The sequence below is a fragment of the Neobacillus sp. PS3-12 genome (assembly GCF_030915385.1).
Taxonomy (GTDB): domain Bacteria; phylum Bacillota; class Bacilli; order Bacillales; family Cytobacillaceae; genus JAEVLT01.
The window spans coordinates 4,916,772-4,938,060 of the sequence record NZ_CP133268.1 but is presented as its reverse complement, the minus strand read 5'-3'; the positions used below and the strand labels follow the sequence as shown (position 1 = coordinate 4,938,060).

General features: G+C 38.5%; 16 protein-coding genes and 1 pseudogene. 3 read left to right on the top strand and 14 right to left on the bottom strand.

Annotated features, from left to right (window positions below; genetic code table 11):
- Positions 1-11: 11 nt before the first annotated feature.
- The 8 genes and pseudogenes from RCG17_RS24820 to RCG17_RS24785 form a co-directional block, all read right to left on the bottom strand.
- A complete protein-coding gene (locus RCG17_RS24820; RefSeq protein ID WP_308172685.1) occupies positions 12-1,190 on the bottom strand; it encodes an iron-containing alcohol dehydrogenase in 1,179 nt (392 codons plus the stop codon).
- A gap of 226 nt (positions 1,191-1,416) precedes the next feature.
- A pseudogene (locus RCG17_RS24815) lies at positions 1,417-2,335 on the bottom strand (dihydrodipicolinate synthase family protein).
- 492 nt (positions 2,336-2,827) lie between these two features.
- Complete coding sequence (locus RCG17_RS24810) at positions 2,828-4,120, bottom strand: MFS transporter (RefSeq protein ID WP_308172684.1); 1,293 nt, start codon at positions 4,118-4,120, stop codon at positions 2,828-2,830.
- A gap of 282 nt (positions 4,121-4,402) precedes the next feature.
- A complete protein-coding gene (locus RCG17_RS24805) occupies positions 4,403-6,580 on the bottom strand; it encodes a dihydroxy-acid dehydratase domain-containing protein (RefSeq protein ID WP_308172683.1) in 2,178 nt (725 codons plus the stop codon).
- A gap of 306 nt (positions 6,581-6,886) precedes the next feature.
- Entirely contained in the window at positions 6,887-7,645 is a 759-nt protein-coding gene (locus RCG17_RS24800; protein WP_308172682.1) for an IclR family transcriptional regulator, read from the bottom strand.
- Between the two features lie 71 nt (positions 7,646-7,716).
- A complete protein-coding gene (locus RCG17_RS24795; protein WP_374120869.1) occupies positions 7,717-8,667 on the bottom strand; it encodes a U32 family peptidase in 951 nt (316 codons plus the stop codon).
- 376 nt (positions 8,668-9,043) lie between these two features.
- Entirely contained in the window at positions 9,044-9,814 is a 771-nt protein-coding gene (locus RCG17_RS24790; protein WP_308172681.1) for an IclR family transcriptional regulator, read from the bottom strand.
- Entirely contained in the window at positions 9,807-10,760 is a 954-nt protein-coding gene (locus tag RCG17_RS24785; RefSeq protein WP_308172680.1) for a dihydrodipicolinate synthase family protein, read from the bottom strand. The genes RCG17_RS24790 and RCG17_RS24785 overlap by 8 nt, the downstream gene beginning before the upstream one ends.
- Before the next feature lie 466 nt (positions 10,761-11,226).
- On the opposite strand from RCG17_RS24785, the gene RCG17_RS24780 reads away from it, so the two are divergent.
- On the top strand, positions 11,227-12,120 hold the full coding sequence (locus RCG17_RS24780) for a fumarylacetoacetate hydrolase family protein (protein WP_308172679.1): 894 nt from the start codon (positions 11,227-11,229) through the stop codon (positions 12,118-12,120).
- A gap of 15 nt (positions 12,121-12,135) precedes the next feature.
- The gene (gene gucD / locus RCG17_RS24775) at positions 12,136-13,599 is read left to right on the top strand and encodes an alpha-ketoglutaric semialdehyde dehydrogenase GucD (RefSeq protein WP_308172678.1); all 1,464 of its coding nucleotides are present in this window, start codon (positions 12,136-12,138) and stop codon (positions 13,597-13,599) included.
- A gap of 353 nt (positions 13,600-13,952) precedes the next feature.
- Here gucD and RCG17_RS24770 read toward each other — a convergent pair whose 3' ends face one another.
- From RCG17_RS24770 to RCG17_RS24760, 3 genes are all read right to left on the bottom strand, one after another.
- Positions 13,953-14,471 (bottom strand): DoxX family protein, encoded by a 519-nt coding sequence (locus tag RCG17_RS24770; RefSeq protein ID WP_308172677.1) that lies wholly within the window; start codon positions 14,469-14,471, stop codon positions 13,953-13,955.
- A 172-nt stretch (positions 14,472-14,643) separates the two neighbouring features.
- Positions 14,644-15,456: an alpha/beta fold hydrolase gene (locus tag RCG17_RS24765; protein WP_308172676.1), complete on the bottom strand. Its 813-nt coding sequence runs from the start codon at positions 15,454-15,456 to the stop codon at positions 14,644-14,646.
- Positions 15,457-15,514: 58 nt separating this feature from the next.
- A complete protein-coding gene (locus tag RCG17_RS24760) occupies positions 15,515-15,913 on the bottom strand; it encodes an acyl-CoA thioesterase (protein WP_308172675.1) in 399 nt (132 codons plus the stop codon).
- A 243-nt stretch (positions 15,914-16,156) separates the two neighbouring features.
- Between RCG17_RS24760 and RCG17_RS24755 the strand changes: the two genes are divergently transcribed.
- Positions 16,157-16,921: a DUF3891 family protein gene (locus RCG17_RS24755; RefSeq protein ID WP_308172674.1), complete on the top strand. Its 765-nt coding sequence runs from the start codon at positions 16,157-16,159 to the stop codon at positions 16,919-16,921.
- Positions 16,922-17,232: 311 nt separating this feature from the next.
- Here the strand turns inward: RCG17_RS24755 and RCG17_RS24750 are convergent, their stop codons facing one another.
- From RCG17_RS24750 to RCG17_RS24740, 3 genes are all read right to left on the bottom strand, one after another.
- Positions 17,233-18,576 carry a transposase gene (locus RCG17_RS24750; protein WP_308172673.1) on the bottom strand — a complete coding sequence of 448 codons (1,344 nt, stop codon included), beginning with the start codon at positions 18,574-18,576 and terminating at the stop codon, positions 17,233-17,235.
- Between the two features lie 388 nt (positions 18,577-18,964).
- Positions 18,965-19,780 carry an alpha/beta hydrolase gene (locus RCG17_RS24745; RefSeq protein WP_308172672.1) on the bottom strand — a complete coding sequence of 272 codons (816 nt, stop codon included), beginning with the start codon at positions 19,778-19,780 and terminating at the stop codon, positions 18,965-18,967.
- 156 nt (positions 19,781-19,936) lie between these two features.
- Positions 19,937-21,280: a prenylcysteine lyase family protein gene (locus tag RCG17_RS24740; protein ID WP_308172671.1), complete on the bottom strand. Its 1,344-nt coding sequence runs from the start codon at positions 21,278-21,280 to the stop codon at positions 19,937-19,939.
- Positions 21,281-21,289 lie beyond the last annotated feature (9 nt).

The window sequence follows — 21,289 nt, the reverse complement described above, 5'->3', positions numbered from 1 at the left end:
TTTTCTTGTTATTACACAGCCAAAACAGGTGCATCATTGTATGCAGTCATATAAATTCCCACAAGGTCTTCTTTTGTAACCGGTTTAGGATTTGCTCCTGTACATGCATCTTTTAATGCTTGCTCAGCTAATTTTTCTACATCTTCGACTCTGAAAGCAGACTCTCTTAACGAAGGAATGCCAACTGCTCTTGAAATTTGATGAACTTTCTCTACCGCCAGCTTTGCTGCTTCTTCCACTGTCGCACATTTACTTGTATCAACACCTAGTGCACGGGCAATATCAGCAAATTTCTCTGGGCAGGCATCTATATTGAATTCCATAACATAAGGGAGCAACATTGCGTTTGCAACACCATGCGGTAAATCATATTCTCCGCCCAATTGGTGCGCCATGCTGTGAACAATACCCAATCCAGCATTTGAGTATGAAAGGCCCGCAATAAATGACCCCCATCCCATTCCGGAGCGTGCTTCTAAATCTTGTCCATTTTCTACTGCTCTTTCAATGTATCGTCCAATTAATTCAATTGATTTATAGGCAATAGCATCTGATAATTCGAAAGCACCTTTGGCTGTGTATCCTTCAATTGCATGTGTAAGAGCATCTAATCCAGTAGCAGCTGTCAACCCTTTTGGCTTCCCTAGCATTAATTCCGGATCATTGACAGCAATGGTTGGTAGCGCATTAGGGTCAATCATAATCATTTTAAGTTTACGAGCTTCGTCAGTGATAACGTAATTGATTGTTACTTCAGCTGCCGTACCTGCAGTGGTACTGATTGCTACGATAGGCACTGATTTGTTTTTAGATTTGTGCATACCTTCATATTCAGCAATGGACCCGCCATTTGTTGATAAGATACCAATACCAGATCCAGTATCCTGAGGTGAACCTCCGCCAACTGTAATAATAAAATCGCATCCTTCCTGTTGGAACTTAGAGAATCCATCATGTACATTTGTTGTTGTTGGATTTGGTTTAACATCATCGAAAATAGCGTAAGCAACACCAGCTTGATCAAGAACTTCAATAATTGCCTTTACAACACCATTGGAATTTAACACTTTATCTGTAACAAGCAATGCTTTTGTTAAATCTAATTTTTGTACCTCTTCTCCAACCATCTTCACACTGCCAGGTCCGACAAGATTAATAGGTGGCCAATAAATTTTTCTAGGTGTTAACATAAAAATCACTCTCTTTTCCCAAGTTGTTAAGATTAATAGAACAAACAGGAATCTTATATCTATTTCTTACTATCACTGGATTGAGTCAAATTTAATTTTATTGACAAAGAGAATTAGTATAATGTTATAATAAAAGTAATCTATTTTTTCTGTGTATTAGAATAAAGACTGTTTATTAAGTCCTTTTCTAATACCTTTTTTATCTATTAATTTGTGAAATATTTCACTAACAAACAGTTGTTGGAAGCAGCTTTGCCAGCCCCATAATTTCTTCAACCCGTTTTATTTTTTCCTGACTCAACGGCCTGGCAGGCGGTAAAACATACGTCGAAATATCTAATCCGCTTAATTTTATTGCTTCTTTGACAACGTTTACGAAAGGGCTGTCAATTTGATAAAGAAGCGGCAGTACTGTCAATTGCTTGTTAAGCCTCTTTGCTTCCTCATAATCTCCATTCATAAATGTCTTATAAATTCCAACGGATAGTTCCGGAGCAAAATTCCCGGAAGCTGAAATGGTTCCGTCCCCCCATTTGAAGCGTATTCAAAAGATGATTATCAAAGCCACATAACACGGAAAAATCCGGATGCTTCCCTTTGACCTTTAAGATCATTTCCGAAATATGACCGATCGAATCAATCGTTTCTTTAATACCAACAACATTTGAATGGCTATCTACAAGCTTAAGAACAAAATCAGGAGTTAAGTCCTGTCCCGTAAGATTTGGAAAGTTATACAATAAAATAGGAAGATCAACCGATTCAGCTATTTCACTGTAATGTTTAAATAAATTTTCCTCTGTTAGTCCCCAATAATAAGGATTAATAACAACCACGGCATCTGCGCCAATGCTGTAGGCGTGTTGACTTAATGCGATTACCTCTCTTGTATTTGTACCGCCTGTTCCAATTAATACCGGCACCTCATGATTCACATAACGAACTGCAAATTCCGCTAATTGCATTCTTTCTTCCACTGACATTTGGGAAAACTCCCCGCCTGTTCCCAGGAAAAACAACCCATCCACTTCTGCAGCAATCAAAGAATCAATAAGAATTTCCATCGACTTTTGATCGATCGTACCATCCGGATGAAAAAGGGTGGATACTGGTGGGATAACTCCTTTAAATCGAATTGTTTTCATAATATGTATCACCTTAGCTTCATTTTAGAATTAAATTCAGTTCACACTGCTTTAAACAATAAAGTCTAAAATCTTTCACCACCTTCTTTTGGATGTCAGTGTGAAAATATCAAAAGGTTTGCCATTTGTTTTATATTATAAAACTATGTTGTATAATATAGCCCTTCGATGATTTGATTATATCACATGGTTTTAGAGTTAAATTGTTATTTTTTGTTTATTTTGTTACAAAACAGCCAATATCAGAGAATTAGTACGAAAGTAATAGCCAATGAATCTTTTGGATCACTATTGAGACATTCCATCTTATCTTTCGCCTTTTGCCCTCCTAAGCTGTTTTTTGTAAAGGATAATTTATTAGAGTATAATAATAGAGAAAAATACGGTGCAAAGATTAATAAGCTTCACACCGTAACATCGACATATTATATTCTATTATTATTCATTTTAACAAAAGTAGCCTGTTACACTAACTGACTATATTCGATAGAATTAAGCTGTTTTCTTTTTCGCATGTGCACCGTTAACAGAAGCTGGGATTGTAAACACCATTAAGGCACCAGCGACTGAGAACAGAACCAATGACCATGAACCTGCATCCTGATTGACGTATTGGACAAGCCAGCCAACCATATAGGGTCCAACGAATCCACCCAGGTTACCAATCGCGTTAATTAAACCGCGTCCTGTACCGGCAACTTCTGCTGGTAATAGAGATGGAGCCAATGTCCAGAACGGTCCTGTAGGCGCTTGCAAGAATGTTCCTACAAGTACCATCATTGCGTATGAAACCCAAACATTGCTTCTGGTAAGAATCGCTAATGAAAGGAACACGGCTAATCCAAGGATTGGCAGGGATGTGAAAAGTCTGCGGTTCCCTGTTTTATCGCAAAGGGTTGCAAAGATGAACTGCCCAATAATACACATAATATACGGAGCGATACTTAAGAAACCAATCATTCCCATGCCGCCGCCGGTATTAAGGTTTTTCAGCAATGTTGGCAGCCATAGGGAGAAACCGTAGAAGCCTACTTGCATCATGAAATAAATCGCAACTAATTTCCAAACATTGACGCTTGCAAAAACTTCTTTCATGCTTGCTTTTTTAACTTCGCCAAGGGATTTAACTGCTGCCTGCTCTTCAGCTAAGTTAGTTTCAATATAATCCAATTCTTCTTTTGTGATCCATTTTGCTTCGCGTGGACGGTTGCTGATTAATGGCAGCCAAACTGCAAGCAACGCGATCGAAATGATTCCTTCAATGATAAATAATTGGCGCCAGCCCATATTTTGAATAATCAAACCGGATACAGGTCCATTGATAATATTAGCGATCGCTACGTTCATGGCGAAGGCTGCATTTGCACGTGCACGCTCTTTCTCAGGAAACCAGTGGCTGATGATGGTAAGAATCGCAGGATATACCCCGCCTTCGGCAACTCCCAATAAGAAACGGATTCCTAATAACTGCCCTGTAGAGTGAACAAAACCTGTTAAAGTCGCCATAGCTCCCCAGAAAATAATCGTCCAGGCAATAAACTTTTTGGCATTCCCCTTTTCAGCGGCATGCCCACCAGGGATTTGCAAACATAAATAACCAACAAAGAAAATACCGGCGGCTAAACCAGATACACTGGCTGCCATCCCAAGCTCTTTACTCATACCACCGGCGATCGCAAAGCTAATGTTCGCACGGTCAAGGAAAGCTACGATGTAAACAATGATTGTGGCAGGGATGATGTGCAGCCAACGCCCGTTTGGAACCTTCGTTGCAATATTCGTCATAAATTTACCTCCATTATTGGATAAATTATTTTTGAAGCTTTGTTAATGAGTAATGTTAAAATTTCGGCTTGTAAATGTGCCATCTATTAATCTAACAGTTTGCAAACCTAATGGCATATTTACAAGAGGATAACAAGATATAATTGCTTTTTTAACAAAGTGTTTCAATAAACTTAAATGGAGTTATTCTAAGATGGTTACTAATTGTATGCCCTTACAAAATAAATCTTGGTAATAATCCGGTTAGTGCAAATCTATCATCTGCACCAACCTGCCCAAGGTTTACAATGTTACTAAATTTTGTTTAGTACGAACAAAAGGGATTTCCGCATCCTCTTTGACTGCAAGCGGAACAACTCCTTCGGATGCATCCGTACATCCAACAAAACGGTTTGAAGCTGCAATAAGACGTTGTCTTTTCTTCATGACAGCCTTTCTTTCTGAGCCAAGATCAGCTCTGTCGGCTGCTAAATCACCTCGGTAAAGCACAATGTTGCCATTGGCAAATTCAGTTGGATCAAGTAATTCGAGCCGTTTTGAACGGAAACGAAGAAGGATTAGATCACCTTGTTGCAAGTAAAGAAGACCTCCTCCACGGTATGATTCCGGTGTCATGTGGCCGATAGCGGCACCATAGGAAACGCCTGAATAACGTCCATCACTGATCAGTGTAGCAATCGCTTGAACTTGACGGTTTGCATTAATATGCTGCATTGGCGTAAACATTTCAGGCATACCAAATGCTTCAGGTCCCTGACCAGCAATGATGATGGATAGCTTTAATGTTCTATCCTTAACCATTCGATTAAACAATGCATTGTAATCTAAACCTTCACTTTCATTGAAAGTTTCCGACAGGTTAAGTTTCCACATTTGTAATAGATGCTCAATGCGGAATTCTTGGCGTTCTCTTAATTCATCTAATAAATTTTCGTTCAGCAATTGTTCATTAGCTGAACTTTCATTTTCAAAATAGAGAATAAAGGAAGCTTTTTCATCAAATTGATCTAATAGTTTTGTAGACATTCCGCTGATTTTTACAACAGCACTTTCAAAGAAGTTACCGCGCAATACGTCTACACCACTAAATGCACGACGAGGCTTACTTAGGATCATTTGATTTTCCTTAACGCCATCTGCACTTAGATTTTCTGTATTGCTAAGTCTTTCTCTCCAAGCTTGCCCTGTTACAGTCATGGCATCAACGTCCATTGGCACACCGTTATTGATTAACTCATAGAATAAAGTTTCCATTCCACGAATTAAGCCGGAGCATGTTTGCTGTGCAAGCACAAAGATATCTCTTCCTTCAGTCAGGCTGTAGCTGAATAAGTCTGGAATTGGATGCTCTTGTTGAATTTTCTCTAAATCAAATAGACTAAAGTTATATCCTGCATAAATCATCGCACCAACGATATGCATCATTAGATTTGAAGAACCGCCGGCTGCGCTGTGGATACGGATGGCGTTGGCAATATTAGCGCCAACGATATCTGCTACACCGCACTCTTCGCGGTTGATAAGCGAGAATAAAGATTCAATTGCAGGAGCTAATTGATCTTTCGTTGGAGGTGAAGTCAATAATTCAAGATTAGGATGAACCATACCAAATCCAGCCATTGCATCACGAGAACTGTTACCCGTTCCATGGAAGGCACAGATTCCTCCAGCAGCATCACATGTATGGATGGCTAATTGTTTTTCAAATTCTTTATGTTGTTCGTGTGTAATAACGCCAACTTTAACTGCTCTTTCTAAAACGCCTTGGAATTGCGTATTGGAGCTGCATTGTAAAATATAGCTTAAAGCATCATACAAATCGTCGGCGATATTCTGATGACCCATGGCAACAGCTTTATCAGCGACAGTATGTAATTCTTCTTGCAAAGCCTTTGGCACTTCTCCACCTTTTAACACATGGGAAGGCGCAAAAGTAGCAAATACTGGCGCTTCACCGCGGTGGCGGCGGACCCTATCAAGATGTGCCAATCCACTTAACACGGCCATCGGGTGCTTATCGCATCCCTGGATGACAAATGCACCATGATAAGAGTGTGCCTCCATTTGATTTACTACCATCTCGGCGATCGCATTTCTGCTTTGCAGCGAATAAGACATTCCCATATTACTTTGTGCTGTCCCATCACAGAGGACTGGTGTACTAAAATAGAATGGAACACCGCCTTCCTCCCAGATCTTAATCGCGGCCCGCGAGACGGTTTGCATATCTAAAATATGGGCAGGATGATCGGCTGAACCGCCAATGATGGCAATCCGAGGTGCATTTTCTTCAAGACGATTGTAAATTTCCCCTAAGGTCCAATCACCTTTTGGTGCTTCAGCACCTAAGACTTGTTTTGCACGGTCCAGTAAGCCGGCAACAGTAATCGGTTCGTTTGCCTTCCCTTGAACATTATCGCGATATGGATTAATTGGATTATTAATTCTCGGTTTTTTCATTTATGCTTCCTCCTATAACGATTAGCCTACCAAACTTTAATACTCTTATATTCTTCCCTCTTAATCTCTTCAACATCTAACAGGTTTAGATGGCCTAAGTCAATGAAAATAGTATTAAAAAGTAATAGCGTCCAACCTATGTTTATTTCGCATAAGTTGATTATCTTGCGTGAAGATCATTCAACCATAAATGATAAGGATTAAGCTAAGAACTAGATGCCGGTCCAATCACCTCCTAAAAGTACAATAGGTTAAGTAAATACGTTTTATAATATAAAACCAAGTTTCTATTTCATTGTATAATTTTTATAAACGGTGGCCCAATGCTTTAGATATTTGCTTTCCAGCTTCCATCATCATCGGAATAATTGCCCTTGTTTGATCGTGATCTAACTGCGGTGTTGGCATCGAGAGGCTGAAAGCTGCGATTACCTGGTCTGTATGGTTTCGGACTGGTACAGCAATACAGGATATTCCAAGCTCGTTTTCTTCTTTATCTAAAGAAAATCCTTGTTTGCGAATATGTTTTAATTCCTCAAGCAACTCTTGTTTATCAGTAATCGTGTTTGGAGTACGTTGTTCAAAAACATACCCATCAAAAATTTGATCAATTTCTTCCTGGGGTTTAAAAGCAACCAATGCCTTCCCCGCACCTGTACTATGAATCGGTGCTCTTCGTCCAACACGTGAGTACAGTACATTTGCAGAGGTACCCTCAATTTTGTCAATATAGACGGCATCCTTTCCATCCATGATGACCAGATGAAGTGTGTGACCCGTTTTCATTGAGAGTTCTTGTAAGTATTTATGGCTGACTTTCCTTATATCCGTTTTTTCAACAACAAGATTTCCTCTTTCAAATAACTTTAAGCCAAGCATGTATTTTCCGCTTTCACTATCCTGTTGTATATATCCGTGTTTTTGAAGCGTTTTCAACAAAGAATGGACCGTACTTTTATTAAGATTCATTCTGGAACTAATTTCGGTAATTTTCAACTCAGTTGAGTACTCATCAAATAATTCCATTATTTGTAGAGCTCTTTCTACCGATTGAATTATTGGCATGTCAATCATTCCTCCATAGGTGATATCTACATTTTACTATTTTGAGGAATAGCAGACAATTATTTATTAGATTAAATTCTTGCTGGAAGCTTTTTTTCTGTGGGTACACCGTCACGTTTTGTAATTAAATCCGATGTTTTTAAGTGCGGCGCATACCTTTGAATCATTTCATAGCCAATTCTTGCGCGGCGGACGCGTTCTCTTGAAAGTTTAATTGAAACTTCTTCAAGATGTGTACCTGAAGGATAAATATTTGGTGCATTTCTTAAACCAAATTTTATGTAAACAGGAGCAGCCACTCTGATAATTTCCATAATGTCATAATGGCGGATAAACCCACCCAAATCATCAGGTACTTCCACATAAACATCGAGCGGCAAATCGACAGCTTGCCGGATTGCAGAAAGTTGCGCCAACGTTAAGTCCGTCGGAACATTAAAAGTATCCGCACCAATTCCCTCCATTAATTTGATTGAAACAGGATTCGATTGACCCATTTGTACCGAAATCTTGACAACCAAATCTTCTGGAAGTTCGCCCTGCTTTTTGAACTCGTTGACAAGCCATAAAAGTCCTTCATCTGCTACAAGAATACTGCGCAAACCCGCATCACAGCCCCTTTTAATATCTTCAAGGGCATGAACCATTTGTTCCATGCTTTCAATTCGTTGTCCAAAAATTTTACCGGCACTTGAAAATGGCATTGGGTTAATATCCCAGTTTCCCCGTGGTCCTACAAATAGACTAAGTTCCCTGTTTTCCTTTCTTGCCAGATCCACCATTGCTTGTAGTTCAGCATCCGTATAAAGCATAATTCCGCTGCCTTGGGAAACTCTGTGGATCGGTACATCCAGTTGTTGTGCTGTTTCAAGAACAGCTTCCAGTGATTTTACCCCTTCACAACTCGGAATTTCAATCCGATATTGTGCTCCATCAGCAAACGTTTTTGTGGATGTTGGCAATTCATAATTTTCCTTTGTAACAAACCCCAGTTTTTCAATAAGCTCCCTCGTTCTTTCCAATGCTATCCCATCCCTTTTTGTTGTTCTATAATGTAAAACTAGGTTTTATATTATATCTTAAATAAATGATATATGAGGTTAAGCAGCAGTGTCAATATCTTTTTGAAAAATTTAAATAATTCACGACAGTAGAGTTGACAATGATGTAACCGCTTTCCAATTCTTGTTGTAAAGGTTTTTAAATATAATTAGTTACCAGAAGACAAATGTCGGTAAACGAGAAAAATCAATAGTCAGAAAAGTGATGACCAAAGGCAACCTGAAAAAAATCCAGGTCACCTTTATGACACCGATATAGCAAATTGGATGATCCTTCCGATTGCTTCGTTTTAACAAAAAAATGAGCTAAATCAATCATATCAATGTCGCAAATAAACTATTTCAGCTTTTGATCATATCCCGCATGGGCAGATAGACGTTTAGCCAAATCAACTATTTCCCTTGCGGCCATTTCTTTCTTCGTTGTCCAGCTATTTTTTAACATCGTAAAGCTAATCCCATGTGTTACTTTATTTTCATAATTGTACACTGGGGCTGAAACACAGTAGAATCCAAGCGAACTTTCCTGCTCTTCACAAATGTATCCCATTTGTTTCGCAGTCTCTAATTGCGTCCAAAGTTCATCAAGATTTTTTATTGTATAAGGTGTTCTCTGCTCAAGTTTTTTTTCTGTAAACAGTTCCTGAAGCTCCTGATAACTGTATTGAATTAATTGAATTTTTCCGATTGCAGTTGCATGTGCGGGAAATTGCATTCCTGGGTCGGTTACGAGCTGTACAAGCGAATCACTTTCTTCTTTTGCTAAATAGACAACATTAGTCCCGTGTAAAGTCCCCATTTGGATGGTTTCATTAATTTTTTCAACAGATCTCGGTGCTTCTTTATAAAATAACTGCAATAGATTGAATTTGCGAAAATAAGCTGCACTGTACCCGCCCAATGTTGGTCCCAGTGTGTAGGTATCGCCTTTCTCCTTATTAACCCACCCTAATGTTTCGAGTGTATTTAACAAGGAAAACATTGTGCTTTTGTTGATATTTAACAGTTTAGAAATATCAATCAATCTGTATTTACCGGGATCTCCTGCAATTAAACCAATCACTTGATGAGCACGTTCAATTGCCGGAACCCAATATCGTTCAGTCATTCAGATCCTCCTTATTCGAGTAATTGAAACCATACTTGACTTCTGTTGTTTCAAATAAAATCTTTTTTAATTCCTCGATTTGTGCATTTGTAGCAGAGCGAACAGGAGCTAAACATTCAGTAGAAATGTCAACCCCTTTTAGATGTATCGCTGCTTTTACAACATTCATGAACGGCGAGTCCAGTTTATAGACCCGGATGATCGAAGCCAATTTTTGATGAAGTTCAATCGCTTTGCCGTAGTTCCCTTGCTTGAATGCCTGATAAATCCCCACTGATAGTTCCGGAGCAAATGTTGAAGTTAGTGGGATCGAACCAGCTCCGCCAAGCGCCAGATTATTCAAAAGATGGTCATCATAACCTGAGAACACCATAAAATCAGGAAACTTGGACTTCACTGTTGTTATCATTTCCCTCGTGTGTCCTACTGACACAACTGTGTCTTTAATACCGACAATATTGGGATATCTTTCCGCTAATGAAAGAACCAGCTCCGGAGATAAATCGACACCGGTTAATTCAGGGTAGTTATAAAAGAGTATTGGCAGGTCAACATTTTCGGCAATTTCACAGTAATGTTGGAAAATGCTCTCCTCTGTAAGCTTAAAGTAATAAGGATTAACGATCACAACACCATCTGCACCAACTTTTTTTGCATGCAGGCTTAATGCAATCGTTTCATTTGTGCCTGGCGTTCCGGTGCCAATTAAGACGGGAACACGTCCATTTACATACGATGTTGCAAATTCAGCCACTTCTTTTCGCAATTCAGCGGACATTTGTGAAAACTCGCCTCCGGATCCCAGGAAGAAAAGCCCATTCACGTTTGATTCAATAAGGTAATCGATAAGATTCCCCATACCTTTTCGATCCAGTTTACCCTCTTTAAATAAAATCGTCGGTACAGGAGGGATAATACCATAAAATTGCTTTCCAGTTTCCATCATCTTCACCCTTTTGGTTTGATATTTTAAACTTGGTATATTATTTAAAACCAATTTGATTATAACATGAAAAAAATATTTTTCACCATGGAATATAGTTAAATATTTATTGAACCTTTCACCTATTTTTTACTTATGATTTTTCCTTCGCTTATATACAGGAGATAGTGGTAAAGAAATTCGCACAAACATGAATGAAAAATCGATATCAGTTACCCTGCCTCCAAATCTGAATTTACAAAATATAAAAAATCCATCATTGACAATAAAGCTAAACGGTTATAAGTTTAATAGTAAGCAATGAATGTGAAGGAGCCTAACTAACACTCTTCACCTTATTGAAAACGCTTAAACAGAGAAATTGAAAGGGGGAATCGCGCATCATCATGTCTTAACACTTCAAATGATTCTTTTTTATAAACTAAGATGAGAACGTGGTTTTATAATATAAAACAAAGGGGAACCGTTCATGAGAATTATTTGTATCAAACAAGGGGAAAAATCGAACCAGCTGGCTGCTTTAACTGATCACGGTCAAATCTATCCATTACAATATAATAATTTTTTAGAAATTATGCGGGAAGCAGAATTGAAGAATGAGACCTGTTTATCGCTTGTTCAACAGGCTGTTCAAGCAGCTTCGCCACTCCAAGCAAACCTTGAAGAACTTGCATTGACTTTACCGGTCAAGCCCGAAGAAGTCTGGGCATCAGGTGTAACCTACTTAAAAAGTCGGGACGCCAGAAATATTGAATCAAACGTAACGAATGGCGATTCTTTTTATGACAAGGTTTATGATGCTAAACGGCCGGAATTATTTATGAAATCAACCTTACATAGAACCGTTGGACCAAATGATCCTGTTTATATCAGGACTGACTCCAGTTGGCAGATTCCTGAACCGGAACTTGGACTGGTTTTGAGCAGTAAAGGGGATATTGTCGGATATACGATTGGAAATGACATGAGCAGCCGGGATATCGAAGGTGAAAATCCATTATATCTTCCCCAGGCTAAAATATGGAAAAATTCCTGTTCAATTGGCCCGAGTATTCGTTTAGCGGAGACGGTTGAAGAACCATACAATCTCGACATTTCCTGCCGTATCTACCGAAATGCTGAATTGGTCTTTACCGGAGAAGCGAATACATCGCAATTAAAAAGAAAATATGACGAGTTAGTTTCTTATTTAATAAGGGATAATGTGGTATTTGATGGGACTGTGTTACTGACAGGTACATGCATTGTGCCGGACGGAGATTTTACGCTTGCAGATGGCGATGTTATTGAAATCGAGATTACCGGAATTGGTATATTGCGTAATCCTGTTCAAGTCCCGAAAAGCGTATCACTTGTAAATTAAAAAGGAGGAATCATCATGGAAACAACTGTGCAAGCAACAACATATTTGAATTATATTAATGGGAACTGGCAAGCAGCTACATCTGAGGATGTTATTGCGAGTATTAATCCTGCCAATAAGGAAATAGTTGGATATGTACAAAGCTCGACAAGAGAAGACTTAAATGAAGCAGTACAAGCGGCAAAAGTTGCTCAGAAACTTTGGAAAAAGCTTTCGGGAGTAGAACGGGGCAACTTATTATTTAAAGCAGCAGATATGATTGAGAAAAACATCGATGATATTGCCAAGACGATGACAAGAGAAATGGGAAAAACCTTCCCTGAGGCAAAAGGTGAAACTGCCCGCGGGGTTGCCATTTTAAGATTTTACGCTGGTGAAGGTATGAGAAAAATGGGCGATATCATTCCAGCCTCAGATGGTACTGCGCTGCAATTTAGCAAACGCGTTCCGTTAGGTGTTGTTGGTTTAATTACGCCATGGAACTTCCCGGTTGCAATCCCGATTTGGAAAACAGCCCCTGCCCTTATTTACGGAAATACTGTTGTTTTGAAGCCTGCAACTGAAACGGCCGTAACAGCAGCTAAGATAGTGGAGTGCTTCGATCAGGCTGGTTTCCCAAATGGAGTTATTAACCTTGTTACAGGTAAAGGGTCGGTTATTGGACAAGGACTTGCTGAGCATGAAGATATCGCTGCTGTGTCATTTACCGGTTCCAATACAATTGGAAAGCAGATCGAAATGGCGGCGGCAGCCCGCGGTGCTAAATACCAACTTGAAATGGGAGGCAAAAATCCCCTTATCGTTGCCAATGACGCTGATGTTGATCTAGCTGTTGCGGCTGTTATGAGTGGCGGATTAAAATCTACCGGACAAAAATGCACCTGCAGCAGCCGTGTTATCGTTCAAAGCGGTGTCTACGAAGAATTTAAGAATAAATTAGTTGCTGAAGTGAGAAAAATTAAAGTAGGAAATGGTTTGGATTCAGATACATGGATGGGACCATGTGCATCTGAGGGCCAATATAATACAGTGAAATACTATATTCAAAAAGGGATTGAAGATGGTGCGAAAATTTTAGTTGGCGGGGATTCTCCTGAGTCCGAGGAGCTAAATAACGGCTTCTATGTGAACCCAACCGTATTTGACGAAGTGACTTCAAGCATGACGATTGCCCAGGAAGAGATTTTTGGACCAGTCATTGCCCTTATGAAGGTAGAAACGATTGAAGAAGCAATTGCAGTTGCGAATGATGTTGAGTTCGGGTTAAGTGCTTCGATCTTTACAAAAGATATCACTTCTATTCTTACTTTTATCGATGATATCGAAGCAGGGCTTGTGCGTGTGAACTACGAAACAGCCGGTGTTGAATTACAAGCTCCATTCGGTGGAATGAAGGCTTCAAGCTCTCACTCACGTGAACAAGGTGAAGCAGCTAAAGAATTCTTTACAACTACTAAAACTGTTTTTATAAAAGGATAAAATCAGTTTAAAAAAAGGTGCAACCAGCCAATAGTTGGTTGTACCTTTTTACTTTTAACTATTATCTAATTCCTTTTTCATGTTCTGGATAAACAAACTTATTAAATAGAGTTTTCGTTTCCACGATCTTCCTTCCTCTTCATACATGTTCATGATTATTTTTTCTGACTCATTCATAAATTCCCTGTCATATTTTCTTCTTTATGCTCTATTAAATGATTTCGCTCTTCTGTTAAGAAGTTGGGGAAGACATTTCCTTGTTGCGGTCATTTAATTGTTTTTGGATCATTGGGTCAGCGGTAAAATGCATAATGATTGACTGTATTTCCTGTTTATTGAACTTTCCATAAACATTAAATGGTATGTTTATCAGCGTGATTTTCTTTCTTTCCCATTGCTGCATATTTGCGAATATCAGGGATTAACCAGCGGTCAAGACCCACCCTTCCTGCATTAAGTCCTGCAGCAAGAATGAATACGCCTAGTAAAATATCTAATGGATTGGTAGAAACAGTTCCGGCCATCACATATGCGAAGTTCATCACTAAGCCAAAGAATATAGCAGCAGTTGTTAAGCATCCGAGAATTAACCCTAAACCAACTAGAAATTCTCCCCAAGGAACCAGAACATTAAATATATGTGCATTTGGCAAAGCAAAGTGTTTTAAAAATCCAACGAAAGTGGCGTAAACCATGCCCCCATCAGGACCTTTCACTGGATTAGCGATTGCTCCTTTCAAGAACCCGGTTGCATCGAATCCACCAGTAATTTTGTGGAATCCTGCCATTAACCATTCATATCCAAGATACAAGCGCAACACCGTAAGAATGTAGGCGGCAACTTTGTTCTCTCTTAGAAATTTGTTAAACATATAAAGGACCCCTTTTGAAAAAGTATTATTAACTTCTTTACACTATTATTATAGTTTATCCAGTTTGGAAATTGAGCAGCTTTTCCAAATGTTAACATACTATTCAAAAAGGTTTGAACATTAAATGAATTACGCAATTTATCGTGTCCAAGTAGAGAAACCTGGCCATTAATCATTTCATATTAGCCATTTCTTCAATTACCTGAGTCGTTTTGACTGGATTTTCTGCTACTAGTATGTGTGTACAATTTTCAAAAGGGATTATTTCAGAATTAGGGATTTGCGAATGTACATATTCTGCTGTTTGTTTTGAATACAGCGTGCTTTTTTCTCCGAAGATAATTTGCGTTGGAACTGTAATTTTAGGAAGCACATCTCTAAAATCACTTACTGCCATTGCATGCCACATCGCAGCCATAACGTGGGGAGTATTTCCTTTAACCACTTTGAGATATTCTTCTAGCATTTCGTCTGTTAAGTAGGGAATGACAGTTTTAGCAAATGGTCCTGCGAATTTTAAGAAATCTTCATTCATTTGGGTTAAATCCTGGTGCAAATCTTCACTTTTATATTTACCGTGGTAGAGTCCTAAATTCCATTCGCCATCATTCACTAGTTTTGGAGTCATGTCAAAAATAGATACTGATTTTAATCTTGATACACCATAGTTTCTGACATATTCAAAAATAGTGGAAGCACCCATTGAATGCCCAACTAGAGTTACATCTTTAAGCTCTAAACTTGCCATTAATTCCTCAAGGTCTGTTGCAAACCTTTTTAAGGATAGACCATGTTCGGGTCGATCAGATCTTCCATGCCCTCTTAGATCATAAGATATCACTTTAAACTTACTGCTTAGATCATTGAATGTTGGATCAAATGCAGTATGGTCGCTTGACCAACCATGAATAAGGACGATTGGATTCCCTTCCCCTTTTTGCTGATAAAATAGTTTTACCCCGTCACTTGTTTCAAAAAATGCCATTAGAATTCCCCCCTATAAAAATATTATCCGATACTGCTGATAGCGTTTTCAATTTTAATCAAATTGTATATAATTTTAACTTTTCTTTGATTTGCTCACTCAGTGGATCAGCTTTCTGCTCCATTACATTATAAGAAACTAACACATCTTCCCCTTCAGCAATTAATTCTTCATTATTTTGCTCAAAGATTTGATGTTTTAATTTCACACTGGTTCGGCCGATATGACTGACCCAGGTTTTGATTACAAGACTTTGATTAACAAATGCTTGTTTTTTAAAATCACAATGTACAGATGCTGCAACAAATGACCAATCCTCTATATCTTCAAGGATTTGGGTATCGATAAAAAAGTCAACTCTTGCTTGCTCCAAGTAAATGAAAAAACTGACATTATTGATATGACCCAAGGCATCCGATTCACAAAATCTCGTTCGGACTAATGATTGATGCTCCATGAAAAAACTCCTTTTTTTCATATTCTTACGATGGATACAAATGATAAAATTCCTTTTTTTGGTACTACTAACAAGTTTACTATCTTTTTAACAGTTTTTTCTAAAGATATGCTCAAAAAACATCATTCACCTAGCAAACAAACGTGAGAAAAAAGAATATCTGTCTAATCGTTTATTTATCTTGCCACGTTGTAAATATATGAATATATTAGAAGAAACAAAATATAAAAAGGAGAGAATGACTTGGTCATTTATGAGAGAGAACACGATTGGGTAATGATTCCACAGCACCATCACGGCCTGCTTTCGGGGGATATTGCTCGTCATTGGAATTCCGCTTATATCAATGGAACTGATCACTGGAGTGAAGTCATTTTTGCCATTGCTCAACATGATCATGCCTGGATAGATCTTGACGAAACACCTTTTTGGAATGATCGATACAAATGTCCATATTCCTTTATCGACTTTCCTCTAATGCCAAAGCTTACTTTTTATAAAAAAGGAATCGATGAGGTTGAAGTTCAGTCCCTTTATGCCGGATTGCTGTGCAGTCTCCACTTTCGGACCTTTTTGAACGGGGCCAAAGAACCTGCTGCCATTGAATTCACTAGATACGAAAAAGCCAGGCAGGACCGTTTGATGGAACAATTAAACCTCTATGAAGCCGATAAAGAAGACCTATTAAAAATTCACTTTCTCATGCTTCAATTTTGTGATGATCTCTCTTTATATCTATGCCTGCAAGAACCAGGAACACCAAAGGAAGAAGAATTCCTATGGTTTAAGGATGGATTTCGGCAAATCTTTCCCTTCACAAATGGAAAAAATATCTTGGCAAATTGGCTTGACTCGAAACAGGTATCCTTAAAGCCTTCTCCTCTCGCCTTTCCAGCAGAAGTTTCGATTCAAATAAAAGAAGTAAAGAAAACAAATATCATTAGGTGGGGAATTGCTAAAGCATACAAGGATGCGGAATGGAAAATGAGAACGGTTACATTAGTGTAGACATAAGGCTAGTCAACTACCCCCACTGAGGTAGACTGTTTCAGTGGGGGCTTGAGTTAGAAATCTAGGTCTTCTCGCTATTGCTAGACAGTTTGACGCTCTAGAATTCATGCCAGCTTACGGTGACACCCCAAGTAAGTTTTTGGTCGGTACTGGTGACGAACTATCGTTTTCCCACTTGCACCACCCTTTCGAAAAAAGAGCAGTTCTTCCTTGCGAAAGAAGCCACCACTCAGATTGCTCCGGCGTGTGCTACAAGCCCCGACAAGTCGAGTACACATGGATGGATGACGCACCCACTAAGCTATGCCCTAGGCAACAGCCTTACGTTTTTGCACTTTCAATAGAATTGGATTATTCACTTTAAGTTTTTCAACTAATTCTACAACTTCTGATTTTCGCAAAGTATTCAATGCACCATTAATGTCAGCATGAATACATATTCCTGTTTTACTTCGGTACAAACCACGAGTTATCCGTTTGCCGCTAAAATGATCATTTATTTTATCATCTTTCAACCAAACAGGAAGGGGATCTCTATCTAGGAAACTAGCTATTGAAGTATAGCTTTCTTCCTGTTTTTTAAAACGAATGCCCTCTTTCAAACATTTGTTTTCGATAGCAGAAATCAGCTTACGAAATGGAATTTGAACAAATTGTTGATTATTCTTCTTTCCCATATCGCTTTCTTGTTTCCAACCAGCATTATAGCCGACAACAATTGTATCAATGTTGAATTCTTTTACTTTTTTAAATAACAAGCCGACGGCTTGTGAGATATATCCATTAATTTGAGCTTCACGTTTGCTCCAAAGCTTGGCTATAGAATTCGTAACGATACGTTTTGAAATTCCATTCTCACTATTTTTCTGTTGGAAGTTCCTTATCATTTTATTGAAATATTGATTGATGGATTTTAACTTTTTACCATCAATTAAGAATGTATCGCCCTTATTTGTTGCACAACTTAATAATCGGTCTACACCTAAATCGCAACTCAAAGCGTTAACTGTGGTCGTTGGTATTTTCTTCATTTGAGAAATGTGCATTTCATACGTATAATGCACCTCAAAGAACCGACCTTTCTGCTTAGGTACAATTTCAATATAGGAGATTTTTTTGTTTAACAAATTTTTTGGCATACGAATTTTGATAGAACCAAACCGTTTTCTGAATTCAACATTCATGGGAACAGTCCAATATCCATCGCTATCCACTTTCGGAACTTGATAGATTTCAAGCACACGTTTTTCTGTGGAACGAGAATATTTCGGAAACTTAGGACGACCAGTGAAATTTTCAGGATTTTTCTTCCACTGTTCAAATGCTTTAAAAAAGCTCTTCACATCAGAAAATAATGTTCTCCGAATCGCTTGAACAGAGTTCGATTGAACGCCCCAATAATTAATATCAGCCTGCATAGCTGTGTCAACTTCTTTTACAGTTGCAGTCTTGCGGTTGTTCAAAAAACTTTGTTTAATGGTATACAAGCCAACATTACGCAATGCCTTTGAACTATGCGACATACGCTGTAGCAAACGAAATTCTTTAGCCGTAAGACTAGCTCGTCCGATATTTTGTTTCTGTGTGAACCGTTGAATGTTTTCGGTTTTCTTTTGTTTACGCAATACTTTGACTGCTTTTTTCCTTGTCATTTTGTACACCACCTTTCTGATTGAATCTTATGAGACTGTATTCTATACCTAATTATAGTATAGACAGAAAGGAAAATGCGAACATTTGATCTCAAAAAAGAAGTTTCTTAAATTAAAAAGAATTCAGCCTATCGGTGATGGCAATTCATCTCCACCTGAATTGTTGAGCTTCGCCCGTAACACAAATCAGATGGAGTCTTCTTGCCGGAAAGGATAAAATGGTATGTAAAGTTCATTGACGACCATTCACCTTCAAAATAATGAGGCTCGGTCGCCTATAACGCTTATTGATGGCCCTTTACCAGAAAAATTATTATTGATGGTAGCCAATAAAAAAATGACTATTAATTTAGTCATTTTCTTATTATTAGTATCTTCGATATGTAGCTTAAAGTCCTTTCACCCAGCGCCCCGCCATCTCAATCCAATTGGCCACTTCAGGCTGTACGCGCAATTCATTCATGATACTTTTCGTCTCCTCCGTTCCAAGGGCCAAGCCATGTACACCATTTGGGTAAATATGCATTTCTAATGATCCCCTATTTTTCAAAATGGCATTGGCAAACAAGAAACTATTTTCAACGGGAACAGCGTCATCTGTTGCTGTATGCCATAGAAAGGTTGGCGGTGTATCCTCGGAAACTTGCTGTTCTAACGATACAAAATCCATTAGATTTTCATCTTCATACCGTTCTCCTAAAAGCGCAGCAAAACTGCCTTTGTGTGCATAAGGCCCAGACGTAATCACCGGATAGCAAAGAATCATTCCGTTCGGTTTAACTTGTTCGTTTGTATATGTAATTTTTTCAGCTAAAAACTGCCTGTTCCAAAATACCCCAAGGCTTGCTGCTAAATGACCTCCTGCGGAAAAACCTAATACAATAATTTTATTAGTATCTACATTCCATTCTGCAGCATGTTCACGGACCAATCCTATCGTTTTTGCCAATTGACAAAGCGCAGTTGGAAATACAGCGGGCTTAACACTATATCTTAAGATACATGCATGGAGTCCCATACCATTCATCTGAATCGCAATCGGCTCAGCCTCGCGATCGGATGTCCGCTCATACCCTCCACCAGGGCATATAACAATCAACGGTCTTTTACGTTCAGGATCAATTTGTGGTGAATTATCCAAGATATACGTGTATAGTGTAGCGGTTTCCTGCTCATAGTTGATTTCTATTTTTTCGTGCAGCATACTTTCTCCCCTTTTCTTGCAATACTGAAATATGTGATTACCCTAATATCCTTCATATTTACTATACATATCAAAGTTTTACTAATGCAATTTTTTAGGTTACTTATATTTCATTTTTTTCCTATTATCAAAAAAAGTGCCAGGCACCTATTCTTACTAGCTAATCGCACTAGCTATGTCCTTCAAAAGTAAATTTACAACGTTTTTACTGCCCATAACCTCTGTTTCCATTGTGGAAATGGCAGACTCCATTGCGTTTACATAATAAATTCCTTGTTCCAGAACAAAAGACGGCCATGCTGCTGCAGGGGTAAGGACGGGGTATGCATCCCATACCAATGATTTTGTTTCCGCTCTTTCTCTAAAAAGTTTATTTAACAAATCCTCCGTCAGCTTTTGTCTAGAAAAAATACGATAGATATTCTGACCGGGCACCTTGTCCTTTTTACAAAGTTCAATGGAAGAAAACGGAATGTTCTCATTTTCTTGGGTTAAAATATTGGCTGGAATTTGTTCTGTTTTCATTAATCCAAAATAGTTTGGGTTCAGTTTGCCAGAAACATAGGTAACGTTCGTGACTTGGTAAGGCCGAGAAAGCCTATTGTTTTCTTCAAGTTCCAGATTTGTAAAATCGATTTTTGCCTTTTCTAATGGTGTTGCAATCACTATATAATCAAATTCCTCTTTCGTTCCATCTTCTACAGTAACGATATATTTATTCTTTGTATTATTTTTGTCTTCAATTTTCTGGATGGAGGTTACACGATTGTTTTTCAATACTTTTGCAGAAGAATTTTGCAGCATGGCTTCACATATTTGTGAATTTCTACCTTTGATGGCAAATAAATATCCACCAAAGGAAGCTCCGGCCAATGAGACCAAATTGACCAATCCATGCATACTTGCATCCTGTCCATAATTTAGTCTGGAAACTCCATTCATAAATTCATCGATAAATCGATCTGAAATCCCATTCCTACGAAAATAATCATAGCTTTTTTCCTGTGACAATGAGTAAAGTCCCAGCTTTTTGAATAATGATTCGGGATCCGTATAGCCTTCACCTTTTTCCTGAAGGAAATAGATTTGCGCTAATTTTTTTATCATATCCTTGACTAGCGGTTGAGCTTTAACGAGGCTGGTGCCATACCGAACCAACACATTGAAAAGGGTGCCCACTTTCGTTTTTCCCGTTCTAAAGGGGAAAGATTCTCCACTCCAAATACCAATATCGTTATAAACATGTTTCTTTTTTTCCAGCCCAAGTTCATCAACGATCGTGGAAAGATATTGATTTTCCGAATGGATAATGCTTCCGCCAGTCTCCCATTCTTCATCCCCAACTTTGATGCTGCGAATACGTCCCCCTATTCTGTCTTCCTTTTCGAATACAACGATCTCGACTTGATCCCCTAGGGATTTATGTAAAAAATAGGCTGCTGCAGAACCGGACACACCAGATCCAATTATGGCAACACGAAATTTCGAATTATTTTCCAACTTTCTCTC